The organism is Methylobacterium sp. C1 (genome assembly GCF_001854385.1).
In the GTDB taxonomy this organism is placed as follows: domain Bacteria; phylum Pseudomonadota; class Alphaproteobacteria; order Rhizobiales; family Beijerinckiaceae; genus Methylobacterium; species Methylobacterium radiotolerans.
The window spans coordinates 5016188-5036830 of record NZ_CP017640.1; the positions used below are offsets into that span (position 1 = coordinate 5016188).

Consider the following 20643-nt stretch of genomic DNA (forward strand, 5'->3'; position numbering starts at 1 on the left):
CTGAGTGGCGCCGTGAATTTTATTGACTCAGTTGCTGGGGCTTGATTTCAGATCTTCATCGGCTGGTCCCGCGCCGGCCCGGCAGGCCCGACCCGATGCCACGCCGGGTCTCGCCCGTGCCCGGACTCCCGGCGGGCCGCCAGGACTGGCTGCCTGCCCGTCGATTGCCCGCGCGGCGCATCCCGGCGATGATCGCCGCCGCGACGCGGCCGAGGCCGGGAGGTTGGGGAGAGACCGATGAGAACCCGTGACCGGGCCGCCCGCCTGGCGATCCTCCTCGGCGGCCTGTCCATGGCCGCCGGGCCCGGGCGGGCCGAGACGATCGACGTGACCTTCGCCTGTTCGAACGGACAGGCGCTGGCCGTCACGTTCGTGAACGCGGCGGGGCCCGACAAGGCGGTGGTCCGGCCGGCGAACGGCGCCGCCGTCACCCTGCCCGTGCAGATGAGCGGTTCGGGATACCGCTACGCCGACGCCACGCACGAACTCCGGGGCAAGGGGCGGTCGGTCACGTGGACCGACGGGTCCGGCAAGCCCGTCACCTGCACCGACCCCACCCCGGCCGACGCCAAGCCGCGCTAGAACGTCCGGAGCCGGGCAGGGGGTGGGCCCTGAGACCGGCCCCGAGATCGGCCCTGAGATCTTCGCCGAACTCCGCTCCGGGAGCGGTTCCGGACGCGGATGCCTCCTTTCCGGCCACGACTCTTGTGCCGGCCCGGCCGGGGCCTGATGTTGGCCGCCGGCGAAGCGGAGCGGTGGTCCATGGCTGTCGTGCGGCGGATCGGCCTCGTGGTCTGTCCCGATTTCGATTTCATGGCCCTGGCGGTGACCTCGCCGTTCGTGCTGGCCAACAAGTACGCGGGGGCGACACTCTACGACGTCCGCGTGCTCGCCGAGCAGGGCGGCCGGGTCCGCGCGGGCCTGGGCCCCGACATCGCCACCGAGCCCCTGGGCGCGCCGGACGCCTTCGACACGATCCTGGTCGCGGCCGGGATCGGGCTCCCGGAGACCACGCCGGGCCTCGCCGGCTACCTCCGGGCGGCGGCCCGGGCGACCCGGCGGGTCGCGGGGCTGTGCCTGGGCGCGTTCGTCCTGGCCGATGCCGGCCTGCTCGACGGGCGCCGCGCCACGACCCACTGGCACTTCGCGGCGCAGTTCCGCGAGCGCTATCCCGCGGCCCGGCTGGACATCGACAAGATCTACATCGCCGACGACAACATCTGGACCTCGGCCGGCATGTCGGCGGCGATCGACCTCGCGGTGGGCATGGTGGAGCGCGACCACGGCCGCGACCTCGCCCACCGCGTCGCCCATGGCCTGGTGATGGAGCGCCGCCGGGCCGGCGGCCAGGCGCAGCACTCGGCGCTGCTCGAGGTGGATGCGCGCACGGACCGGATCCAGAGCGTCCTCGCCCACGCCCGCCGCAACCTGCGGCGGCCGCTCACCACCGAGGACCTCGCCGCCGTGGCCTGCCTCAGCCCGCGCCAGTTCACCCGGCTGTTCCGGGCCGAGACCGGCGTCTCGCCCGCCAAGGCCATCGAGACGATCCGCGTCGAGGCCGCGAAGCTGATGCTGGAGGAGAGCCGCCTGCCCATCGAGGAGATCGCCCAGGAGGCGGGCTTCGCCAACCGCGAGCGGATGCGCCGCGCGTTCCTCCGGGTCCACGGCGCGGTGCCGCGGACGATCCGCCGGGCGGCCGGGCCGCTCGCGGTCGCCTGATCGCGCGGACATGGCCGGAAACGTGGCTTTTTTGACGTAGGCCGATCCCGGGGGGCGACCGTAAGCATGGCCGGGGGCTCAGCCGATCCTCGGAGAAACGCGGCCATGGTGAACCTGACGATCAATGGCCAGCCGCGCGCGGTCGAGGCCGAGCCCGACACGCCGCTCCTCTTCGTCCTGCGCGACACACTCGGGATGACCGGCACCAAGTACGGCTGCGGGATCGCCCAGTGCGGGGCCTGCACGGTGCTCCTCGACGGGCAGGCGACGCGCTCCTGCCAGGTGCCGCTGGAGAGCGTCGGCAGCCAGGCCGTCACCACCATCGAGGCGATCGAGCAGGACGCCGTCGGCCGGAAAGTCGTCGAGGCCTGGGTCTCCGTGCAGGTGCCCCAGTGCGGCTACTGCCAGTCGGGCCAGGTCATGGCCGCCACGGCCCTCCTCAAGCAGACGCCCAAGCCCACCGATTCCGAGATCGCCGAGGCGATGACCAACCTGTGCCGGTGCGGGACCTACAACGCCATCGCCGCCGCCGTGCGGCAGGCCGCCGCCTGAGGAGGCCGCCATGGACCAGCTCCTGGATTCCGCCCGTCACGGCGCGCCCCTCGTCGATCCCGTCCCCGACGCCCCGGCCCGCCGGCCTTCCCCCTCCCGCCGCGGTGTCCTCGCGGCGGCCGGCGGCGCCCTGGTGCTGAGCGCCGTCGTGCCTCTCCGCGCCGCCCGGGCGGAGGCGCAGGGCCCCGCGGAGGGTGCGGGCGCCCTCGCGCCCAAGCCCGGCACCCGGGTCGCCGCCTTCCTGGAGATCCACCCGGACGGGACCATCAGGCTGCTGAGCCCCTTCGTGGAGGGCGGTCAGGGCATCGCCACCGGCCTGGCGCAGATCGTCGGCGAGGAACTCGACGTGCCGCCGTCCCGCTTCGTGGTGGAATGCGCGCCGCCCGGTCCCGACTACGCCGTCGTGAACGGCATCCGCATGACCGGCGGCAGCTTCTCGACCCGGTCGAGCTACGACGTCATGCGGCGCCTCGGCGCCACCGCCCGGGACCTGATGATCCGCGCCGCCGCGGCCCGGCTCAAGGTTCAGGAGGGCGAACTCACCACCCGCGACGGGGTCGTCCTGCACCCGGCATCGGGCACGGCGCTCCCCTACGGCGCCCTGGCGGCCGACGCGCTGGCGCTGAAGCCGAACGAGGGCGTCGCCCTGCGCGACCCCCGGACCTTCCGCTACATCCGCAGGTCGGTCCCGCGGATCGACGCGCGGGACAAGTCGACCGGCCGGGCGATCTACGCGATCGACCAGAAGGTCGACGGCATGCTCTACGCCGCCGTGCAGCACGCGCCGCGGCTCGGGACCGAGCCGGAGAGCCTGAAGAACGAGGCCGAGATCGGGGCGATGCCGGGCGTGCACGCGGTGCACCGCCTGCCGGGGGCCGTGGCGGTCACGGCCGACAGCTGGTGGCGCGCCCGCAAGGCCGTCGAGGCGCTGCAGGTGGACTGGTCCGCCGGCAAGGCCAGCGGCCTCGACACGGTGGCGGCCGATTTCTCCTCCGCCGGCATGCTCGCGGCGCTGAAGGCCTCGGCCGATCCGGGCCACGTCGCCGAGGCGGAGGGCGACGTGGCGGGCGCCTTCGCCAGCGCCGCCAAGGTGGTCGAGGCGGATTACGAGGCACCCTACCTCGCCCACGCCCAGCTCGAGCCGCCCTCGGCGATCGCGCGGTTCAACGGCGACGGCACCCTCGACGTCTGGCTGCCGAACCAGATGCCGGAGGTGTTCCAGGCGGTGTCGGCCAAGGTCGCGGGGCTGGAGCCGGCCCAGGTCCGCATCCACTCGCCGATGCTCGGCGGCTTCTTCGGCCGGCACTTCACCTACGAGGCCGGCAACCCGTTCCCGCAGGCGATCCTGCTCGCCAAGGCGACCGGGCGGCCCGTGAAGGTGCTGTGGTCGCGCGAGGAGGAGTTCGCCCGCGACGCGGTCCGGCCCCTGAGCTTCAGCCGGTTCCGCGCGGCCCTCGACGCGGCGGGCCGGCCGACCGCCGTCACGGTGCGCACGGTCGGCGAGGGACCGATCGGCCGCTACTTCAGCATGATGATGCGGACGCCGGTCGACCCGTCCGCGGTCGAGGGCATCGTCGAGAAGCCCTACGCGGTGCCGAACCGGCGCATGACCTTCACCAAGGTCGCGCATCCCGTGAACATCGCGTTCTGGCGCTCCGTCGGCCACTCGATGAACGACGCGTTCTACGAGAGCTTCCTCGACGAGGTCGCGCAGGCCGGCGGGCAGGACCCCTTCGCGCTGCGCATGGCGCTCCTCGCGGACAGCGCCCGCCACCGCGCCCTGCTGACGGCGGTGGCCGAGATGTCGGGCGGCTGGCGGCGCGGCCCCTACCGGGCCGAGGGCGGCCAGCGCGCCCGCGGCGTCGCGATGGCCTCGCCCTTCGGGTCGGAGACCGCCACCGTCGCGGAGGTGTCCGTGGAGGGCGGCGAGGCCCGCGTGCACAATCTCTGGATCGCGTTCGATCCGGGCAGCATCGTCAACCCGGCGATCGTCAAGGCGCAGGTCGAGTCGGCGGCCGCTCTCGGCCTGTCCTCGGTCCTGTTCGAGCAGATCGTCTACCGGGACGGCGTGCGCCAGTCGCAGAACTACGACACCTACCCGATCCTGCGCCGGGAGCACATGCCGGCCGTGCACGTGCGCATCGTCGAGAGCGGCGCGCCGATGGGCGGTGTCGGCGAGCCGGGGCTGCCGGGCGTGCCGCCCGCGGTGCTCAACGCCGTCGCGGCGCTGACCGGCCAGCGGATCCGCGCCCTGCCGATGGCCAACACCAAGCTCGGCGCCGCCTGAGCGCCCGACAACTGACCGCGGGACGACCACGATGACACAGGCTCACGGCAAGGCCCTGGTGACGGGCGCGTCTTCGGGGATCGGCGCGGAGTACGCGGCGCAGCTGGCGGCGCGGGGGCACGACCTCGTCCTCGTGGCCCGCGACGCGGCCCGGCTGGAGGCCCTCGCGGCGCGCCTCGGCGGGGAGACGGGCGTGGCGGTCGAGGTTCTGCCCGCCGACCTGACCCGGCCGGCCGACCTCGCCGCGGTCGCCGCGCGCCTCGCGGCCGACGCGGCGCTGCGCCTGCTGGTGAACTGCGCCGGCCTCGGGCCGATGGGGCCGGTCCTCCCCGGGCCGGCGTCGGGCTACGACCCCATGGTCGCCCTCAACGTGACGGCGCTCCAGCACCTGACGCTGGCGGCGGCCCCAGCGTTCGCGGAGCGCGGCGGCGGCACGATCGTGAACGTGTCGTCGGTGGTCGCCCTGCTGCCCGAGCGCTTCAACGCGGTCTACGCGGCCAGCAAGGCCTACGTGCTGGCGCTCACCCAGGGGCTCGCCGCCGAGCTCGCGCCCCGGGGCGTGCGCCTGCAGGCGGTGCTGCCCGGCATCACCCGCACCGAGCTGTTCGCGCGGGCGGGCGCCGATCTCGACCGGATCCCCGCCGCGATGATCATGGAGGCGCGGGATCTCGTGGCCGCGGCCCTCGCGGGGCTCGACGCGGGCGAGCCGGTCACGATCCCGTCCCTGCCCGAGATCGACGACTGGGCAGCCTTCGAGGCCGCCCGCCTGCGCCTCGGCCCGAACCTCTCCCGCAGCGCGCCGGCCGCGCGCTACGGCCTCGGCTGAGCGGCGTCCGGGGCGCGCGGCCCGCCCTGGCCCGGGCGCGCCGGACCCGCTAGGAACCGCCCGTCCCGGAGAGCGAGGCGTCGGCGTCCCGCGGCGGCCCGACTGCGACGCGGAGAACACCCTTGCCTGCGCCCCCGCCCGCGGCCCCGTCGCGCTTCGACGCCGTGCTCCTGGATCTCGACGGCACCCTCGTCGACAGCCTGGCCGATCTCCGGACAGCCCTGAACGAAACCCTGGCGCGGGAGGGCCTGCCGCCAGCCGGTGCCGCCGCGATGCGGGCGATGGTGGGCGACGGCGCGGTGGCGCTGCTGCGGCGCGCCCTGCGGGCCTCGGGCGGCGATCCGGGGCGGGCGCCGGCGCTGTTGCCGGCCTTCCTGGCGGTGTACGAGCCGCTCGCGGCCGCCGGCACGCCCCTGTTCCCCGGCGCCGCCGCGGCGGTCCGCGATCTCCGGACGGCCGGCTACGCCCTGGCGATCGTCACCAACAAGCCGGCCCGCGCCACCGGCCTGATCCTGGACGCGGTGGGGCTGGCGCCGCTGATCGACACGGTCGTGGGCGGCGACACGCTGCCCGAGCGGAAGCCCGATCCCGCGCCGCTCCGGGAGGCCCTGCGCCGCCTGGATGTCGCGCCCGGACGGGCCGTCATGGTCGGCGACATGCACCACGACATCGCGGCCGCCCGGGCGGCCGGCACCGCCGCGATCCTGGCCCGCTACGGCTACGGGCGCCCCGAAGACGCCGAAGACGCCGGCGCCGTCCTCGACGACATCGGCGGCCTGCGGGCGATGATCGGGGCGCTGCCCGCGGGCCGCGCCCCGGTCTCCTAGCGGTTTCCCGCGAGGTCGAGGCGGGCGGGGGCGTCCGGCGCCCGGGCCTGCCGCTCGAGGACGGCGCGGGCGCTGTCGGCGAGGACGAGCCAGGCGCCGGCCATGAGGGTGACGTCCTTGAGGACGAGGCGGCCCGCGCCCGACAGGTAGGGGAAGCCGTGCTGGGCATCGCCGAGCGCGGCGACCCAGGCCTCGGGGGTGGTGACGAGGAACGACAGGGTCACCACCGGGGTGAGGAAGGCGAGCACCGCCCCGGCCAGGCCCAGCCGCCGCGACACCAGGCCGGCGAGGACGAGCAGGCCGATCAGCAGCTCGACCGTGCCGAGGCCGCGGGAGAACGCGTAGGTGTGGTTGGCCGTCTGCCACGCGCGGGCGGCGAGGTTGAGCTCGCCCTCGTGGGTGAGGTGCTGGGCGTACTGGTCGGGGTGGGCGTAGAAGAACGCCATGACCGGGCTGTTGGCGACGAAGGGCGTGATGCTGTCGGCCTCGTAGGGCGCGAACTTGAGCGCGCCGATCCAGAGGAAGATGACCGCGATGGCGACCCGCATGGCCTGGAGGCCGAGGCGGTTCGAGCCAGGCCCCGAGACGAGGCCGAGGACGCGGCGAACCTGCGTGTTCATGACACGACTCCTTGCTCAATCGGATGGGGGGAGGGGCTACGCCTCGGCGGAGGCCGCGAAGGCGTCGAGCGCGCGGGTCGCGTAGACGACCGCGGCACCGGCACCGAGGCTGGTGGCGACCCCGAGGGCCTCGGCCAGCTCGGCCTCGGTGGCGCCGAGCTTGCGGGCGGCGTCGGTGTGGACCGTGATACAGCCGTCGCAGCGCAGGGAGATCGCCACCGCCACCGCGATCAGCTCGCGGGTCTTGGCGTCGAGCTGGCCGGTCTTCTGGCCCGCCGTGCTGAGGGTGCCGTAGCCCCGCACCGTGTCCGGGCTGAGCTTGGCGAAGTGTCCGACGCCGGCGGTGACCTGCTGGCGGTAGGTGTTCCAATCGATCATGGGCATGACGACCTCCTGCGTGATGACGAGGAAGGTAATCGGGGCCGGCCGCGCCCTCGATGGCCGCGCGGCGCAGGCCGATGACCGCGCGGATCAACCCGCCTGCGGGGGCGCCTCGGCCTGCCGGGCCTGTCCGGGACGGATCCCGTACTTGCGCAGGAACGCCCGGCTGAGGGCGGCCGCGGACTGGTAGCCGACCTCCGCGGCGAGACGGTCCAGCGAGACCGTCTCGGTGCGCAGGCGGTGATGGGCGAGCCCGAGCCGCAGGTCGGTGAGGAATTCCAGCGGGGCGACGCCCGCGGCGGCGCGGAAGGCGCGCACGAGGCTCGCCCGCGACGCGGCGGCCGTCGCGGCCAGCGCGTCGAGCGTCCAGGGATGCACCGGGTCGCGCACCATCGCGAGCACCGCCCGGGCAGTCAGCGGCTGCCCCAGGAGACGCAGCAGCCCCTCGGCCGGGGCCGACGTCTCGAGATGCGCGCGCAGCATCATCATGAACAGCGCGCTCGCGAGGTTCTCGGCGACCGCGACCGACCCGGCGCGGAGGTCGTTCAGCTCCTCGCGGATGCCCGCCAGCAGCGGCGCGAACCGGGTGGCGAGGGGCTCGGCGCCGACGCTCAGGACGAGGAGGTCCGGCAGGGCGGTGACGATCAGGGTCCGGGGCGCCGCCTCGAAGGCCAGGCGGCCGCAGATCAGCTCGACGTCCGGCTCGGCCCCGACGGTGGTCTTGAACCGCAGATCGTGCGCGTGGCGGACCGCGACGGGCAGGGGCGTCGACGGCGGCGGCCCCGCGCCGTGGAACAGGTGCGCGTCGCCGCGCGGCAGGAGCAGGATGTCCCCGGCCGCGACCTGCAGGGGCGCCCCGCCGGGCCGCCGCAGCGTGGCGCGGCCGCGCGTGACGAGGTGGAAATAGGCCTGCCGCGTCGGCTCCGGCGCGTGCGGGGCGGCCCAGGCGCCGCCGAACCGGCAGACGTCGTCCAGGTGTGGCCGCACGCGCAGCAGCGGCGCGAGGCCGCTCAGCGGGTCGTCGGCCCCGGCGGTCTCCGGCGCGCCCGCGCGGCGCCTGATCGGTCCGGCCATGCTCCCCGTGCTCCGGAATGTCTCCGGGCCCGGCATAAGGGCGCGCGGCGGCCTCGACCAGGGTTGTTCGTCCGTCGCGCGGCGTCAGCCCGCCGCGATGGCCCTCTCGACGAAGGCGGTCACGCCCGCGATGTAGCGCTGGATCGGGATGCCGCGCTTCCGGTGCTTGGCCCGCTTCACGTACCAGTCCTGCAGGAGCGGCTTGATCAGCGCGGCGGTGAGGTCGACGTCGGCGACCGCGAAGACGCCCGCCGCCGCGCCGCGGGCGAGGACCTCGGCGAAGATGCGCTCCGTGGCGGCCTCGCTCTCCGTCGCCATCGTCCGGGCGGGGGCCGGGAAGCCCTTCGCCTCCATGAAGGCGAAGACGAACCAGGGCTGCATCGCCTCGGTCAGGCGGATATGGGTCTCGATCAGCCAGCGCAGGTGGGCGGCCGGATCCGCCGCGATCCCCGCCGGGGCCTGCCGCAGGACCGCCTCGGCCGTCTCGGCCACCTCGGTGAGGATCATCACCAGCAGCGTGTTCTTGTTGTCGAAGTACGAGTAGAGCCCGCCCATGCTGAGCCCCGAGGCCCGGGCGAGATCGCGCAGGCTCGTCTCGTGGAAGCCCTGCCGGCTCGACAGCTTCAGCACCGCCTCGATGATCCGCGCGAGATTGGCGACGGCGACGTGGTCCTTCCGGACGCTGATCCGGTCCCGGTGCCGCGCCAGGATCCGCGCGCAGATCGCCTCGGTCGCGTAGGCGTCCCTCGCCGGAAGGTTCGCCGGCGGGGCGGCCGGGGGAGCGTCTGCGGGGCTCATCGATCCATCGTCGCTCCGTCGCCGCGCGAGCCCGCCGGGGCCGCGGCCGGGGCCAGCTCCCGCGGTCTAGCCCGTTGCCAGGCACGAATCCAGGCGATAAAAAGCGAGCGCTCGCTCGATTTTCGTCGCCGGCACCGACCCAGGAGGTGGCCCGTGGATTTCACCATCTCCCCGCGCGTCGAGGATTACCGCGCCCGGATCGCGGCCTTCGTGGACGCGCATATCCTGCCGCTGGAGGCGGATCCGGCGGCCTATGACGGTCACGGCAACATCGGTCTCAGCGAGCTGGCCCGGCTGCGCGCGCTCGCCCGCGACCAGGGCCTGTGGTGCCTGCAGCTGCGGCCCGAGACCGGCGGCGCCGGGCTCGACAAGGTCGGCATGGCGGTCTGCTACGAGGCGATGAACCGCTCGATCTTCGGGCCGGTCGTGTTCAACTCGGCCGCGCCCGACGACGGCAACATGATGGTGCTGGAGAAGGTCGCGACCCCGGACCAGAAGGCGCGCTGGCTCGCGCCGATCGTGGACGGGCGGGTCCGCTCGGCCTTCGCCATGACCGAGCCGCATCCCGGCGGCGGCTCCGATCCCGGGATGATCCAGACCCGGGCCGAGCGCCGCGGCGACGGCTACGTGGTCACCGGCCGCAAGTGGTACATCACGGGCGCCGAGGAGGCCGAGCACTTCATCCTGATGGCGCGCACCTCCGACGACGCGCGCAAAGGGCTGACCGCCTTCCTGTTCCACCGGGACCAGCCCGGCTGGCGGATCCTGCGCCGCATCCCGATCATGGGCCCCGAGGAGCACGGCGGCCATTGCGAGCTGCTGTTCGAGGGCCTGGAGATCCCGGCCGAGAACGTCCTGATGAGAGAGGGCGACGGCCTGAAGCTCACCCAGATCCGCCTCGGGCCGGCGCGGCTGACCCACTGCATGCGCTGGCTCGGCCTGTCGAAGCGCTGCGTCGAGATCGCCCGGGCCTACGCGGCCGAGCGGCACGGCTTCGGGATCCGGCTGGCCGACCGGGAGAGCATCCAGCTGATGCTGGGCGACCTCGCCATGCGGATCGAGATCGGGCGCCTCCTGGTGATGAAGGCCGCCTGGGCCCTCGACCAGGGCAGCTTCGCCCGCAAGGAGGTGTCGATGGCCAAGGTGCACGTGGCCAACCTCCTGCACGCCGCCGCCGACACGGCGATCCAGATCAACGGGGCGCGGGGCTACTCGACCGACACGCCCCTCGAGTGGATCTACCGCTACGCCCGGCAGGCCCGCCTCGTGGACGGGGCCGACGAGGTCCACAAGATGGTCCTCAACCGCAACCTCGAGGCCGAGGGCGACGCCTTCTGGTCGTGGGGCGTCGGGGCCTGAGCGGCGCCGACACCGTCCATCCGCCGCGCGGGGCACGCCGGCAGGCTGATTGAGGCATGGAGGCCGAGAGTATGACCGAGGTCGTGATCACAGGCGCGGTGCGCACCGCCATCGGCGCGTTCGGCGGCGCGCTGGCCGGCACGCCCCCCTCCGTCCTCGCCGCCCGCTGCGTCGCGGAGGCGCTGCGCCGCGCCGGGACCGCGCCCGAGGCGGTCGGCCACGTGGTCCTCGGCAACGTCATCCCGACCGAGCCCCGGGACGCCTACATCGCCCGGGTCGCGGCGATGGAGGGTGGCATCCCCGAGGAGGTGCCGGCCATGACGGTCAACCGCCTCTGCGGCAGCGGCCTGCAGGCGATCGTCTCGGCCGCGCAGTCCATCCTGCTCGGCGACGCCGAGACGGCCGTGGCCGGCGGCGCCGAGAGCATGAGCCGCGCCCCCCACCTCCTGACCACCGGCCGGACCGGGTCGCGCATGGGCGACGCGGTGCTCGTCGACTACATGCTCGGCGCCCTGACCGACCCGTTCGGCAACGGCCACATGGGCGTCACCGCCGAGAACGTGGCCGCGCGCTACGCCGTCCCCCGCGACGTGCAGGACGCCTTCGCGGCCGAGAGCCAGGCCCGCGCCGCGCGGGCGATCCGCGAGGGCCGGTTCCGGGAGCAGATCCTGCCGATCGAGGTCCAGCGCCGGCGCGAGACGGTGGCCTTCGACACCGACGAGCACCCGAAGGCCACGAGCGCCGAGGACCTCGCCAAGCTGCGCCCGGCCTTCTCCAAGACCGGCAGCGTCACGGCCGGCAACGCCTCGGGGCTGAACGACGGCGCCGCGGCCCTCGTCCTGTCGAGCGCCGCGCGGGCGGAGCGCGACGGCGCGACGCCGCTCGCCCGGATCGTCGGCTACGCCCACGCGGGCGTGGACCCGTCCGAGATGGGCATGGGCCCGGTGCCGGCGGTGCGGCGCCTGCTGGAGCGGACCGGCCTGCGGGCCGCGGATTTCGACGTCGTCGAGTCGAACGAGGCCTTCGCGGCGCAGGCCTGCGCGGTCTCCCGCGAACTCGACCTCGACCCCGCGAAGGTCAACCCGAACGGCGGCGCCATCGCCCTCGGCCACCCGATCGGCGCCACGGGGGCGATCATCACCGTGAAGGCCCTCTACGAGCTGGCCCGGACCGGCGGCCGCTACGGGCTCGTGACCATGTGCATCGGCGGCGGCCAGGGGATCGCCATGGCCCTCGAGCGCGTCCCGTGACGCGGCCCTGAGGCACCATGCTGGACGCGGATCAGAGAACGGCGCTCTGCGCCTGGATCGGCCGGACCCTGGAGGCCGGGACGGTCACGCTCGACGACGCGCGGCCGCTGACCGGCGGCTCGATCCAGGAGAACTGGATGCTGTCGTGCCGGGTCGACGGGGCGCCGCGGGGCTTCGTCCTGCGCAAGGACGCGGCCGCCACCATCGCGTCGAGCCGCTCGCGGGCGGAGGAGTTCCAAATCCTGCGCGCCGCCTTCGCGGCCGGCGTGCGGGTGCCGGAGCCGGTCGGCTTCTGCGCGGATCCGGGGGTGGTCGGGGCGCCCTTCGCGCTGATGGGCCTCGTCTCCGGGGTCGGGCTGGGGCCGCGGGTGGTCAAGGACACGAGCCTCGGCGGCGACCGCGCGGCGCTCGCCGAGCAGCTCGGTCGCCAACTCGCCCGGACGCACGGCATCCTGCGGGCGGGCATCCCGGGAGCCGCCCCGGCGGACGACCTCGCCTTCCTCGGCGCGCCCGAGCCGGAGCCGGCCCGGGCCGAGATCCGCGCGCTGCGGGCGAGCCTCGACGGGATCGGCGCCGCGCGCCCGGCCCTCGAATGGGGCCTGCGCTGGGCCGAGCTCCGCGCGCCGCCCTGTCCCGAGCCGGTCCTGGTCCACCGCGACTTCCGCACCGGCAACTACATGGTCGATGCCGAGGGCCTGACGGCGATCCTCGACTGGGAATTCGCCGGCTGGGGCGACCCGGTGCAGGATATCGGCTGGTTCTGCGCCGCCTGCTGGCGGTTCGGCCGGCCCGATCTCGAGGCCGGCGGCATCGCCCCGCGGGCCGCCTTCTACCGCGGCTACGAGGCCGAGAGCGGGCGCGCGATCGACCCGGAGGCGGTGCGCTACTGGGAGATCATGGCGCATCTGCGCTGGGCGGTGATCGCCCTGGAGCAGGGCCACCGCCACGTCTCCGGTCAGGAGACGTCGCTGGAACTGGCGCTCACCGGCCGGATGGCGCCCGAACTCGAGGCCACGATCCTGCGCGAGACCGCGCCCGAGCGGTGGGGAGCCCGATGAGCGACGCCTTCCCGGACGCGCCCGCCGGCGCCGCCCTCCTGGCGGTCGCCCGTCAGAGCCTCCTGGACGAGGTCGCCCCGGCCCTGTCGGGGCGCCAGCGCTACGTCCTGCTGATGGCCGCCAACGCGATCGGTCTGGTCATGCGGGAGATCGAGCAGGCGGGCGCCGCGACCGGGGCCTGGGAGCGGGCGCTGGACGGCGCCGCATCGGCGTCCGATCTGGTCGCGGCGATCCGCGCCGGCCGCCGCGACGGGGACGCGGCGCTCCACGCCGCGCTCGTCGAGGCCACGCGGATCGCCGCCGGCATCTGGAAGGCCCCGGGCTAGCGATCCCGGGCTCCAGATCCGGGCGTCAGTAGGTGCGGCCGGTGCCCCGGCGCCGGTCGTAGCGGCGCCCGAGATAGGCGATGAGCTTCGGCACGATGAAGGCCGTCAGGAGCTTGCGCAGCATCGGTGGAGCCTCCTCAGCGGGCACGGCGGGCGAGCCAGCCCGCCGCGAAGGCGACGGCGGCCAGACCCAGCAGGGTGTTGGTGCGGTTGGCGTCGGCCGTGCGGATCGCCTGCCGGCCGTAATCCGCGCCGCGGCGGCGCACGGCCCGGGCCCGGTCGCGGCCCTCGTCGATCAGGTGGTCGGCCCGTCTCCGGGCGGCCTCGGCCAGGTGGCGGCCGTCCTCCGCCAGGTCCTCGGCGAGGTCCTCGGCCCGGTCGCGGGCGCGGCCGTAGGCGTACTGGGCCCCGCCGGCCACCTGATTGACGGCGCCGCGCACCTGGCGGGCCGGGTCGCCGGTCAGGCCGCCCAGGGCGGTCTGGGCGCGGCCCTTGAGATGGCGGGACGCGCCGCGGATCTGGTCGCGGTTCATGCAGCTCTCCTGTTCTCGGGGGGATGGAGCCCCGTCTCGGGGCGGCGGCGCCGGTGTGCCGGCGCCGCCGTGTCGGGATCAGTGCTTGCCGGTGACCTTGTCGGCGAGGCTCTTGGCGCCGTCCTTGACGTCGCCGACGGTCTTCTGCGCCTCGCCCTTCAGCTCCTGCGCCTTGCCCTCGGCCACCAGCTTGTCGTTGCCCGTCGCCTTGCCGGCCGCCTGCTTGACGTTGCCCACCGCCTCGTTGGCCAGGCCCTTGATCTTGTCGGTCGTGCTGCTCATCGCGTGCTCTCCTCTCTCTCGGGGTCGTGTCGTGGCTCGGGAGGTCCGGCCGGGCGCCCGCGCCCGCCGGGGTGGACGGCCCCCGCCGGGGCGGGAGCCGAGGGGATCACCGGGCGATCGCTGGACGATCGGCCGACGGTGGGCCGGCGATCAGACGCGCCGGGTCTCGTAGGCGCCCAGCAGGGTCGCGGGCTTGGGCGCGCCCAGCCGGCCGCCGACATACGCCGCCAGCGCACCCAGGATCAGCGCCAGCGCGGCGTAGAACGCGCCCTGCGTGGCCGCCGACTTGGCCGTCACCGCCGCCGCCTCCGCCTTCTGCTTGGCGCTGGCCACCGCCTGGTCGTACTGCTTCTCGTAGTCCTGGATCTGCTGGCGGGCCTGATCGACCGGGATGTTCTGCGCCTTGGCCAGGGCGTCGGCCGCCCGCGTCTCGGCCTGCTGCTTCTGCGACGGGTCGCCGGTGAACAGCGCCTTCACCGCCGCGACCGCCGCGTCCCTGGCCGCCTGCGGGTCCTGCCCGGCGGTCTGCTGCCGGACCTTGTCCTCGATGCCGTCCAGCGGGTTGGCGATCTTCGACAGCGACGGCGCCGCCGCCTGGGCCGCCGTCTGCACCGTGCCGCCCACCAGGCTGCCGGCCCCGCCCAGCGCGCCCGACACCGTGCTGAGCGTGCCGCCGACCAGGCCGCTGGCGGCCGAGGTCAGCAGGTAGAGGACGACCAGCGTCGTCACCGCCCAGGAGACCAGCCCGTGCAGGGCGGCCGCGCCCGGCAGGGTCTTGCCCGAGAGCCGCCCGGCGATGACGCCCCCGGCCAGCGAGGCCACGAGGCCCGAGGCGACGAACCAGAGCCCCGCGCCCATCGACACGGTCGAGGCGGAGGGGTTGTCGGCGGCGGTCGTGCCGACCGAGGCCAGCCCGACCCCGACGCCGACGAGGTTGACGATCACCTGGGTGACCAGCGCGGTCACGGCGCCAGCGAAGATCGCGCCCCAGGAGACTTGGTTGAGCAGGACGGCGCGCGTGTCGGCGTGCGCGTCCGGCGCGAGGGGCGTTGCAACGGTCTGGATGGTGGTCACGCTGTCACTCCGGGTGGTGGGTCGAAACTCGTGGGGCTGACGGCTCAGGCGCGGCTCAGGCGCGGCGGGCGCTGACGAGCAGGCCGAGGCCGAAGCCCGCGATGCCGGCGATCAGCAGGGCGGCGAGCGGGTACGCGGCGACCTGCTCGCCGACCTCGCGGGTGCCGCGGCGCAGGGCGCGGCTGCCGCGCGCGTAGGCGTCCTCGGCGACGTCGTAGGCCTCCTCGGCGGCGTGGCGGACGCCGCGCTCGGCGCGGGCGTACTGATCGTGCGCGGCGCCCTGGGCGCGGCGGGCGCGGGCCTCGACGTCGTCGGCCCCGAGATCGTCGACGGCGTCGCGGACCCGGCCGCCGAGGTCGCGGGCCGCGTCGGCCACGTGGTCGGCCGCGTCGCGCACGGTGTCCTTGGCCTGGCCGTAGAGGCTCTCGGCCTGTCCGGCGGCCGCGCGGGCGCGGCCCTCGACCGCGTCGCGCCGCGAGCCGGTCAGGTCGCCGAACGCGCCCTGCACCTTGCCGCCGAGTTGCCGGGCCGCGCCCGTGATCCGATCGGTGTCGACCATATCGTTCTCCTCCGTCGTCGCGTCGGCGATCGCCTCCGCGATCGCGCTGGTGGTGGGGGCGCCTCACCGTGAGGCGCCGGGTGACGTCCGTCAGCGCGGGCCGGAGCCCGCGGGCCCGGATCCGCCGGCCTTCGATCCGGGCACGTCCGATCCGGGCACGTCCGATCCGGGCACGTCGCGCTTCTGGCGCCGGCCCTCGGTCTGCGCCCGGGCATCGCCGGTCAGCTTGCCGATGGCCTCCTTCACCGAGCCCTTGAGGTGCTCGGCGGAGGGTGTCTTCCTGTCTTCGGTCATGGGCGCCCCGTCCTGCGTGAGAAAACCCTGGCCGACCGGAAGATGTGCGCCGGGCGTGGCCGATCAATGGTGTGGTTGTACCAGTATGGCGGTATCTATCCGTCAGAGATGTTCAGGGGAAAACCGTTCTCGCGCCCCCAGACGACCGCCTCGCTGCGCTTGTGGATGCCGATCTTGCGGTAGAGCGCGGCGCCGTGATTGCGCACCGTGTTGCGCGACAGGCCGAGCTTGCGCGCGATCGCGTCGTCGCTGAGCCCCGAGCAGATCAGGTTGAGGATCTGGCGCTCGCGCACCGTCAGGTTCGGCGCCGCCGCGTCGCCCGCCTCCCGGCCCGGCCGGCGCAGGTTGGCCAGCTTCTCGATCAGCCCGCGGCTGAACCACGACGTGTCGGCCATCACCGTCTCGATCGCGTCGAACAGCTCCCGCTCGGTGTGCTTGCGCTCGGTGATGTCCTGCAGCACCAGCAGCACGAAGGCGGTCTCGTTGATCGTGATCCGCTCGGCCGAGACCAGGCAGTCGAGGTTCGCGCCGCTCTCGTGGCGCAGGCAGACCTCGACGCCCAGCACGTAGCCCTGGCGCTCCAGCGCGGCCTCGACCTGCAGGCGCTGCTTGTCGGCGACCCACAGCCCGGCCTCCGCCAGCGAGCGGCCGACGACGCGGTCCTCGCCCAGGCCGAAGACCCGGCTGAACGCCTCGTTCACGCCCGTGACCTGGCCGTCGTCGGCGCGCACCAGCACGGTCGGCACCGGCGTCATCCGGAACGCCGTGGCGAAGCGCTCCTCGCTCTGGCGCAGCGCGGCCTCGGCTTTGCGGCGCAGCTCGAGGTCGGCGAAGGTGAACAGCATGCAGGGCTCGTCGCCCATCGCGATCGGCTGCCCGGCGACGATCACGAAGCGGCTGCCGCCGTCGGGCAGGTCGAGGCAGGCCTCCATCTGCGGGATCGTGCCGCCGGCGTTGAGGCGCGCGACGGCGAGGTCGCGGTTGCGGGCGCCGGCCAGGACGTCGACCTCGTAGACGCTGCGGCCGATGACGGCGTCGCGGGTGTGGCCGGTCATCTCCAGGAAGCCGTGGTTGACCTTGACGTGGCGCAGGTCGGACAGCCGCGTGATCACGGCCGGGGCCGGGTTGGCGTTGAAGGTGCGCTCGAACCGCTCCTCGGCCTCGAACTGGTCGGAGACGTCCTTGAGGATCAGGGCGAGGCAGCTCGGGTTGCCGTCGCGGTCGGTGGCCACGAGGCTGCGCAGGGAGTGGACGAAGTCCACGTCGGGTCTGTCGGCCCGCCGCACCTCGACCACGACGTCGTGGAAGCGCTCGCCGGCCACGACGCGCTCGATCGGGTACTGGTTGGGCACGATGTGGTTGCGGTAGCGCAGGCAGAAGCGGTCGCGGTAGGCGTCGACGGTGGGGCCGAGCTCGTCGAGGCTCTGGGCGCCGTGCATCGCCAGGGCGGCGGCGTTGGCGTAGGCGATGGTCTGGTCGGGCTCGACCAGGATCACGCCCTCGCTCAACCCGGCGATGATCTGCCGGAGCTCATGCCTGTCGACCCCCGCCGTCACAGCTCCCGCGCCCCCCGCCTGCCGTCACTGCCCTCGCGGCAGCGGGGCACAAACGGGTTGCGCACAAGCCGGTTCCTTCATCTAAGTTATTTTCCTGGTATACGCGCATCATTGACGCGGGCGATTTGGGCCAAAGATGAGTGCTCGCAGCGCCGCGACGCCGTTCCCGCGCGATCTCGGCCCCCTTCTCAGCAGACGTGGCCATGCCGAACGCGCAGGATATTGACCGACCATTGCGGAGCGCCGCGGAGCACGAGGTCGTGATCTCCGGATCGGGCATCCGATCCGGAACGAGTCTGCGGCAGGATTTTCCAGAAGTTGCAGATCTCGACGAAAATTCGCGCTTAGGGCGCCTGCTCGGCCGCCTGTCGGAGGCCGCGGCCGCCGCGGAGTCCGAGGGGCAGGTCCCCGCCGGCTTCGGAGCGGCGCTGATCGAGGCCGTGCCGGATCTGCGCCGCCGCGCGCTGACGCTGATCCGCGACGCCATCGCGGGCGACGTCCAGGGAGACGACCTCGTGCGGCTCACCCTCCTGAAGGCCTGGGAGCGCCGGGTGGAGTTCCGGAGCGGCACCGGGATGCCCGATCGGCTCGTCACGATCCTGCGCAGCCGCCCCGTCAGCGGCCGCGTGGCGTACCGCTTCGCGGTGCCGGATCCCGACGATGTCAGGTCGGCGGCGCTCCACGCCGGGCCGGCCGGCACGCGCGCTGTAAACCGGCATGTCTGCTGAGGCGGTCCGCCGAGGTGCCGGCCCACGTCTCGCCGTACCGCGGACGCCGCGGCGTCGTGCGAGAAAAGCGGCGTACTGGTAAAAATCTCTCATTCACATGAGTGTGTTAGGCCCCATATCGCGGATGCGGAACGCGCCGTGCGCCCTCGGGTGTCGGCGGGTTCCGGACCCTTTCTTCGAGGTTGTGCCGGGCGGATGGCCCTCTTGTCCGGCACGGCCGCGAGGCCGGGCGCCCGCGCCGCTCCGGGCGCGCGTCCGGCCCGTTGCCCTTCCCTCCGCCGGCCCGCGCCCCGGGCGCGGGGCTTCGGAACGGCCTGTCCCGGCCGACGGCTCCCCACGCGCCGGACCGCCCGACGGGGTGGCCCTGCGGGGATGCCTCCCACCCGAGATCACCACAGAGGAGATCATGACCCGATTTCGCGCTGCACTGCTCGCGCCCGCCCTGATCGTCGCGGTCTGCACCGCGACGGGAGCCGCCGCGGCCAACCGGTTCGACGGGTCCTGGTCGGTCATCGCCACCGCGGAGAGCGGGAGCTGCACGGGCCCCTACAGCTATCCCATCGTCATCCGGGACGGGGCCGTGGACGACGCCGGCGGCAACGGCGTCGACGCCTCCGGACGGGCCGGGGCGGATGGCCGGATCACCGGCACGATCCGCAAGGGGCTCGCCAGCGTCTCGGTCTCGGGCCGCCTGCGCGGGTCCGCCGGGACCGGCCGCTGGACGCTCTCGGGGCTCGGCGCCTGTGCGGGGCGCTGGACGGCCCGCCGCACCAGCTAGGGCTCGGGGCCGGCGGCGGCCGGTCCTTCGCCGACCCGGTGCGCCGACCCGGTGCGCCGCACGGTCAGACGCTCAGGATGGCCCAGCCGTGGGCCGGCAGGGTCACGCGGGCCCCGGCACCGCCGGCCTCGGCGAGGTCGCCGCCGCCGGCCTCGATCGCCCGGGCCTCTGGCACCGGCAGCGTCGCGGCCGCGTCGGCGAGGTTCAGGGCCGTCATCACCCGCGCGCGCCCGTCGCCCAGCGCGAGCACGAGCTCTGCGTTGGCGAGGTGCAGCGTCCGCGCCCGCGCGCGGTGCAGCCCGCCCTGGCGCCGCCGGAGGGCGATCAGATCCTGGTGCAGCCGGTAGACCGGCCAGCCGTACGGGGCGAGATCCGCGGGCGTCGGCGGGAAGGCCGGCCGGATGGCGTCGTCGCCGCCGACCCGCTCCTCCTTCACGCCGCGGAAGGCCTGCTCGTCGCCGGCGTAGATCGAGGGCGTCCCGCCGCAGGTCAGCAGGATCGCCAGCGCGTGCGGCAGGTGCCGCTCGTCCGTGAGCCGGCTCGCGATCCGCGTCACGTCGTGGTTGCCCACGAAGGTCAGGGGCGCGAACCGGTCGAGATAGCCGTTGTGCCGGTCCAGGGCGTGGGCCAGCTCGAACAGGTTGCGATCGTTGAGGGCGCTCCAGATCGCCTTCCACAGCTCGTACTGGGTCACCGCGTCCAGGCCGCTGTCCTGCACGATCCGGGTGTAATCGCCGTGGATCACCTCGCCGACAACGTAGGCCTCCGGATGCGCGAGGCGGACCTGCCGCAGGACGCGCGCCCAGAAGCGCGGCGGCACCGCGTAGGCCGCGTCCAGCCGCCAGCCGTCGGCGCCCCGGGCGATCCAGTGGCCCATGACGGCGGCGACGTGGTCGGCGACGCGCGGATCGTCGTGGTTGAGCGTGACGAGCTGCCGGTGCCCCTCGAAGCAGGCGTAGTCCGGCTCGATGCCCGGGCCGGAGCCCCGCGGCCAGGACAGCCTGAACCAGCCGGCCCGCTCGGATCCGGGCCCGTGCCGCAGGACGTCCTGGAAGGCGGGGTGGGCCCGCCCGACATGGTTGAACACGCCGTCGAGCAGGACCCGGAGGCCGCGGGCCCGGGCCGCCGCGATCAGCGCGTCGAAATCGGCCTCGTCGCCCAGGCGCGGGTCGATGCGGAAATGGTCGACCGTGTCGTAGCCGTGCGTGGAGGCCGCGAAGATCGGCCCGAGCGCCAGCCCGGACGCGCCGAGCTCGACCGCGTAGTCGAGCCAGCCGTGCAGGTGGGAGAGGCGGTGCGTGACCGGGGCGGCGGGCTCGGCCTCCTGGGGGGCCCCGACGAAGCCGAGGGGAAAGACCTGCCACCAGACAGTCTGTTCGATCCAGGACGCCACCCGACCTCCGTCCACTGCCAATCGGGACCGAACCCCGTCGCGCCGCGATGGTTGCAGGCCCCGGTGCAGGAGCGGGATCTTGGCCGCCCCGGCCGCGGCCTCGACCGCCGGTTTCCCCGTTCGACGAATCGGCGCCGTCCGGGACGCGCGCCTCCGCGGCGCGGGCGAGCGCCGTCGTGGCGCGTCGGCACGCGGTGCGGCGATCCTCCGACAGGTCGGATCCGGGCGTGGCGGCGGGCGCGGTCACGGGCCGCGAGCGGCTCGGAATTCGAGATCGGGTGGGTGGCGCGGGGCGCGGGAAGATCTCCGCCGACCGCCGCTAAGTCCCGGCCGCGACAGCGGTATCGCCGCGGCGCCGGGGTGCTGACT

Annotated in this window: 23 protein-coding genes; 12 read left to right on the top strand and 11 right to left on the bottom strand. The window is 74.4% G+C overall.

Annotated elements, in window-relative coordinates; all coding sequences use genetic code 11:
* Window positions 1–237: 237 nt before the first annotated feature.
* From BKE41_RS23190 to gph, 6 genes are all read left to right on the top strand, one after another.
* Complete coding sequence (locus tag BKE41_RS23190) at window positions 238–582, top strand: MliC family protein (protein WP_012321360.1); 345 nt, start codon at window positions 238–240, stop codon at window positions 580–582.
* 180 nt (window positions 583–762) lie between these two features.
* Window positions 763–1719: a GlxA family transcriptional regulator gene (locus tag BKE41_RS23195; protein WP_043343180.1), complete on the top strand. Its 957-nt coding sequence runs from the start codon at window positions 763–765 to the stop codon at window positions 1717–1719.
* A gap of 105 nt (window positions 1720–1824) precedes the next feature.
* A complete protein-coding gene (locus BKE41_RS23200; protein WP_012321362.1) occupies window positions 1825–2271 on the top strand; it encodes a (2Fe-2S)-binding protein in 447 nt (148 codons plus the stop codon).
* 10 nt (window positions 2272–2281) lie between these two features.
* Window positions 2282–4558, top strand: coding sequence for a molybdopterin cofactor-binding domain-containing protein (locus BKE41_RS23205; protein WP_083374404.1), 2277 nt, complete (start codon window positions 2282–2284; stop codon window positions 4556–4558).
* Between the two features lie 31 nt (window positions 4559–4589).
* Window positions 4590–5384 carry an SDR family NAD(P)-dependent oxidoreductase gene (locus BKE41_RS23210; RefSeq protein WP_012321364.1) on the top strand — a complete coding sequence of 265 codons (795 nt, stop codon included), beginning with the start codon at window positions 4590–4592 and terminating at the stop codon, window positions 5382–5384.
* Between the two features lie 122 nt (window positions 5385–5506).
* Window positions 5507–6211 carry a phosphoglycolate phosphatase gene (gene gph, locus BKE41_RS23215; protein ID WP_071000157.1) on the top strand — a complete coding sequence of 235 codons (705 nt, stop codon included), beginning with the start codon at window positions 5507–5509 and terminating at the stop codon, window positions 6209–6211.
* Here gph and rclC read toward each other — a convergent pair.
* The 4 genes from rclC to BKE41_RS23235 form a co-directional block, all read right to left on the bottom strand.
* Entirely contained in the window at window positions 6208–6831 is a 624-nt protein-coding gene (gene rclC, locus BKE41_RS23220) for a reactive chlorine resistance membrane protein RclC (RefSeq protein WP_071000158.1), read from the bottom strand. The two genes, gph and rclC, sit on opposite strands and share 4 nt — an antisense overlap.
* A 36-nt stretch (window positions 6832–6867) precedes the next feature.
* Window positions 6868–7215 (bottom strand): carboxymuconolactone decarboxylase family protein, encoded by a 348-nt coding sequence (locus BKE41_RS23225; protein WP_012321367.1) that lies wholly within the window; start codon window positions 7213–7215, stop codon window positions 6868–6870.
* Window positions 7216–7302: 87 nt separating this feature from the next.
* Window positions 7303–8286, bottom strand: a complete 984-nt coding sequence (locus tag BKE41_RS23230) for an AraC family transcriptional regulator (protein WP_071000159.1) — start codon at window positions 8284–8286, stop codon at window positions 7303–7305.
* A gap of 84 nt (window positions 8287–8370) precedes the next feature.
* The gene (locus BKE41_RS23235; protein WP_012321369.1) at window positions 8371–9084 is read right to left on the bottom strand and encodes a TetR/AcrR family transcriptional regulator; all 714 of its coding nucleotides are present in this window, start codon (window positions 9082–9084) and stop codon (window positions 8371–8373) included.
* A 153-nt stretch (window positions 9085–9237) separates the two neighbouring features.
* Here BKE41_RS23235 and BKE41_RS23240 point away from each other — a divergent pair, with 153 nt between their 5' ends.
* From BKE41_RS23240 to BKE41_RS23255, 4 genes are all read left to right on the top strand, one after another.
* The gene (locus BKE41_RS23240; protein WP_071000160.1) at window positions 9238–10443 is read left to right on the top strand and encodes an acyl-CoA dehydrogenase family protein; all 1206 of its coding nucleotides are present in this window, start codon (window positions 9238–9240) and stop codon (window positions 10441–10443) included.
* 71 nt (window positions 10444–10514) lie between these two features.
* Complete coding sequence (bktB, locus tag BKE41_RS23245; RefSeq protein ID WP_043074598.1) at window positions 10515–11693, top strand: beta-ketothiolase BktB; 1179 nt, start codon at window positions 10515–10517, stop codon at window positions 11691–11693.
* Between the two features lie 17 nt (window positions 11694–11710).
* Entirely contained in the window at window positions 11711–12751 is a 1041-nt protein-coding gene (locus tag BKE41_RS23250; protein ID WP_012321372.1) for a phosphotransferase family protein, read from the top strand.
* On the top strand, window positions 12748–13077 hold the full coding sequence (locus BKE41_RS23255; RefSeq protein ID WP_012321373.1) for a DUF6285 domain-containing protein: 330 nt from the start codon (window positions 12748–12750) through the stop codon (window positions 13075–13077). Before BKE41_RS23250 ends, BKE41_RS23255 begins: the two co-directional genes overlap by 4 nt.
* A 137-nt stretch (window positions 13078–13214) precedes the next feature.
* On the opposite strand, the gene BKE41_RS23260 is transcribed toward BKE41_RS23255, so the two are convergent.
* The 6 genes from BKE41_RS23260 to BKE41_RS23285 all read right to left on the bottom strand — a co-directional run bounded on the left by BKE41_RS23260 (window position 13215) and on the right by BKE41_RS23285 (window position 17375).
* On the bottom strand, window positions 13215–13610 hold the full coding sequence (locus BKE41_RS23260; protein WP_029361537.1) for a CsbD family protein: 396 nt from the start codon (window positions 13608–13610) through the stop codon (window positions 13215–13217).
* 78 nt (window positions 13611–13688) lie between these two features.
* A complete protein-coding gene (locus BKE41_RS23265; RefSeq protein WP_029361667.1) occupies window positions 13689–13892 on the bottom strand; it encodes a CsbD family protein in 204 nt (67 codons plus the stop codon).
* A gap of 150 nt (window positions 13893–14042) precedes the next feature.
* Window positions 14043–14966 carry a hypothetical protein gene (locus tag BKE41_RS23270; RefSeq protein ID WP_053620544.1) on the bottom strand — a complete coding sequence of 308 codons (924 nt, stop codon included), beginning with the start codon at window positions 14964–14966 and terminating at the stop codon, window positions 14043–14045.
* Between the two features lie 55 nt (window positions 14967–15021).
* Entirely contained in the window at window positions 15022–15525 is a 504-nt protein-coding gene (locus tag BKE41_RS23275) for a CsbD family protein (protein WP_053620543.1), read from the bottom strand.
* A 90-nt stretch (window positions 15526–15615) separates the two neighbouring features.
* Window positions 15616–15819 (bottom strand): CsbD family protein, encoded by a 204-nt coding sequence (locus BKE41_RS32255; protein ID WP_012321379.1) that lies wholly within the window; start codon window positions 15817–15819, stop codon window positions 15616–15618.
* Between the two features lie 95 nt (window positions 15820–15914).
* A complete protein-coding gene (locus BKE41_RS23285; RefSeq protein ID WP_012321380.1) occupies window positions 15915–17375 on the bottom strand; it encodes a helix-turn-helix transcriptional regulator in 1461 nt (486 codons plus the stop codon).
* A gap of 260 nt (window positions 17376–17635) precedes the next feature.
* On the opposite strand from BKE41_RS23285, the gene BKE41_RS23290 reads away from it, so the two are divergent.
* Together BKE41_RS23290 and BKE41_RS23295 are read left to right on the top strand one after the other, a co-directional pair.
* Entirely contained in the window at window positions 17636–18103 is a 468-nt protein-coding gene (locus BKE41_RS23290) for an RNA polymerase subunit sigma-70 (protein WP_245295830.1), read from the top strand.
* Between the two features lie 406 nt (window positions 18104–18509).
* The gene (locus tag BKE41_RS23295; protein ID WP_012321382.1) at window positions 18510–18881 is read left to right on the top strand and encodes a hypothetical protein; all 372 of its coding nucleotides are present in this window, start codon (window positions 18510–18512) and stop codon (window positions 18879–18881) included.
* Window positions 18882–18945: 64 nt separating this feature from the next.
* Here the strand turns inward: BKE41_RS23295 and BKE41_RS23300 are convergent, their stop codons facing one another.
* Complete coding sequence (locus tag BKE41_RS23300; RefSeq protein ID WP_071000161.1) at window positions 18946–20274, bottom strand: alpha-amylase family glycosyl hydrolase; 1329 nt, start codon at window positions 20272–20274, stop codon at window positions 18946–18948.
* Window positions 20275–20643 lie beyond the last annotated feature (369 nt).

What these genes read in the sequence shown, in the direction of transcription:
- BKE41_RS23190 (WP_012321360.1), top strand. Translation starts at nt 238, where the DNA reads ATGAGAACCCGTGACCGGGCCGCCCGCCTGGCGATCCTCCTCGGCGGC.
- BKE41_RS23195 (WP_043343180.1), top strand. Translation starts at nt 763, where the DNA reads ATGGCTGTCGTGCGGCGGATCGGCCTCGTGGTCTGTCCCGATTTCGAT.
- BKE41_RS23200 (WP_012321362.1), top strand. Translation starts at nt 1,825, where the DNA reads ATGGTGAACCTGACGATCAATGGCCAGCCGCGCGCGGTCGAGGCCGAG.
- BKE41_RS23205 (WP_083374404.1), top strand. Translation starts at nt 2,282, where the DNA reads ATGGACCAGCTCCTGGATTCCGCCCGTCACGGCGCGCCCCTCGTCGAT.
- BKE41_RS23210 (WP_012321364.1), top strand. Translation starts at nt 4,590, where the DNA reads ATGACACAGGCTCACGGCAAGGCCCTGGTGACGGGCGCGTCTTCGGGG.
- rclC (WP_071000158.1), bottom strand. Translation starts at nt 6,831, where the DNA reads ATGAACACGCAGGTTCGCCGCGTCCTCGGCCTCGTCTCGGGGCCTGGC.
- BKE41_RS23225 (WP_012321367.1), bottom strand. Translation starts at nt 7,215, where the DNA reads ATGCCCATGATCGATTGGAACACCTACCGCCAGCAGGTCACCGCCGGC.
- BKE41_RS23230 (WP_071000159.1), bottom strand. Translation starts at nt 8,286, where the DNA reads ATGGCCGGACCGATCAGGCGCCGCGCGGGCGCGCCGGAGACCGCCGGG.
- BKE41_RS23235 (WP_012321369.1), bottom strand. Translation starts at nt 9,084, where the DNA reads ATGAGCCCCGCAGACGCTCCCCCGGCCGCCCCGCCGGCGAACCTTCCG.
- bktB (WP_043074598.1), top strand. Translation starts at nt 10,515, where the DNA reads ATGACCGAGGTCGTGATCACAGGCGCGGTGCGCACCGCCATCGGCGCG.
- BKE41_RS23250 (WP_012321372.1), top strand. Translation starts at nt 11,711, where the DNA reads ATGCTGGACGCGGATCAGAGAACGGCGCTCTGCGCCTGGATCGGCCGG.
- BKE41_RS23255 (WP_012321373.1), top strand. Translation starts at nt 12,748, where the DNA reads ATGAGCGACGCCTTCCCGGACGCGCCCGCCGGCGCCGCCCTCCTGGCG.
- BKE41_RS23260 (WP_029361537.1), bottom strand. Translation starts at nt 13,610, where the DNA reads ATGAACCGCGACCAGATCCGCGGCGCGTCCCGCCATCTCAAGGGCCGC.
- BKE41_RS23265 (WP_029361667.1), bottom strand. Translation starts at nt 13,892, where the DNA reads ATGAGCAGCACGACCGACAAGATCAAGGGCCTGGCCAACGAGGCGGTG.
- BKE41_RS23275 (WP_053620543.1), bottom strand. Translation starts at nt 15,525, where the DNA reads ATGGTCGACACCGATCGGATCACGGGCGCGGCCCGGCAACTCGGCGGC.
- BKE41_RS32255 (WP_012321379.1), bottom strand. Translation starts at nt 15,819, where the DNA reads ATGACCGAAGACAGGAAGACACCCTCCGCCGAGCACCTCAAGGGCTCG.
- BKE41_RS23295 (WP_012321382.1), top strand. Translation starts at nt 18,510, where the DNA reads ATGACCCGATTTCGCGCTGCACTGCTCGCGCCCGCCCTGATCGTCGCG.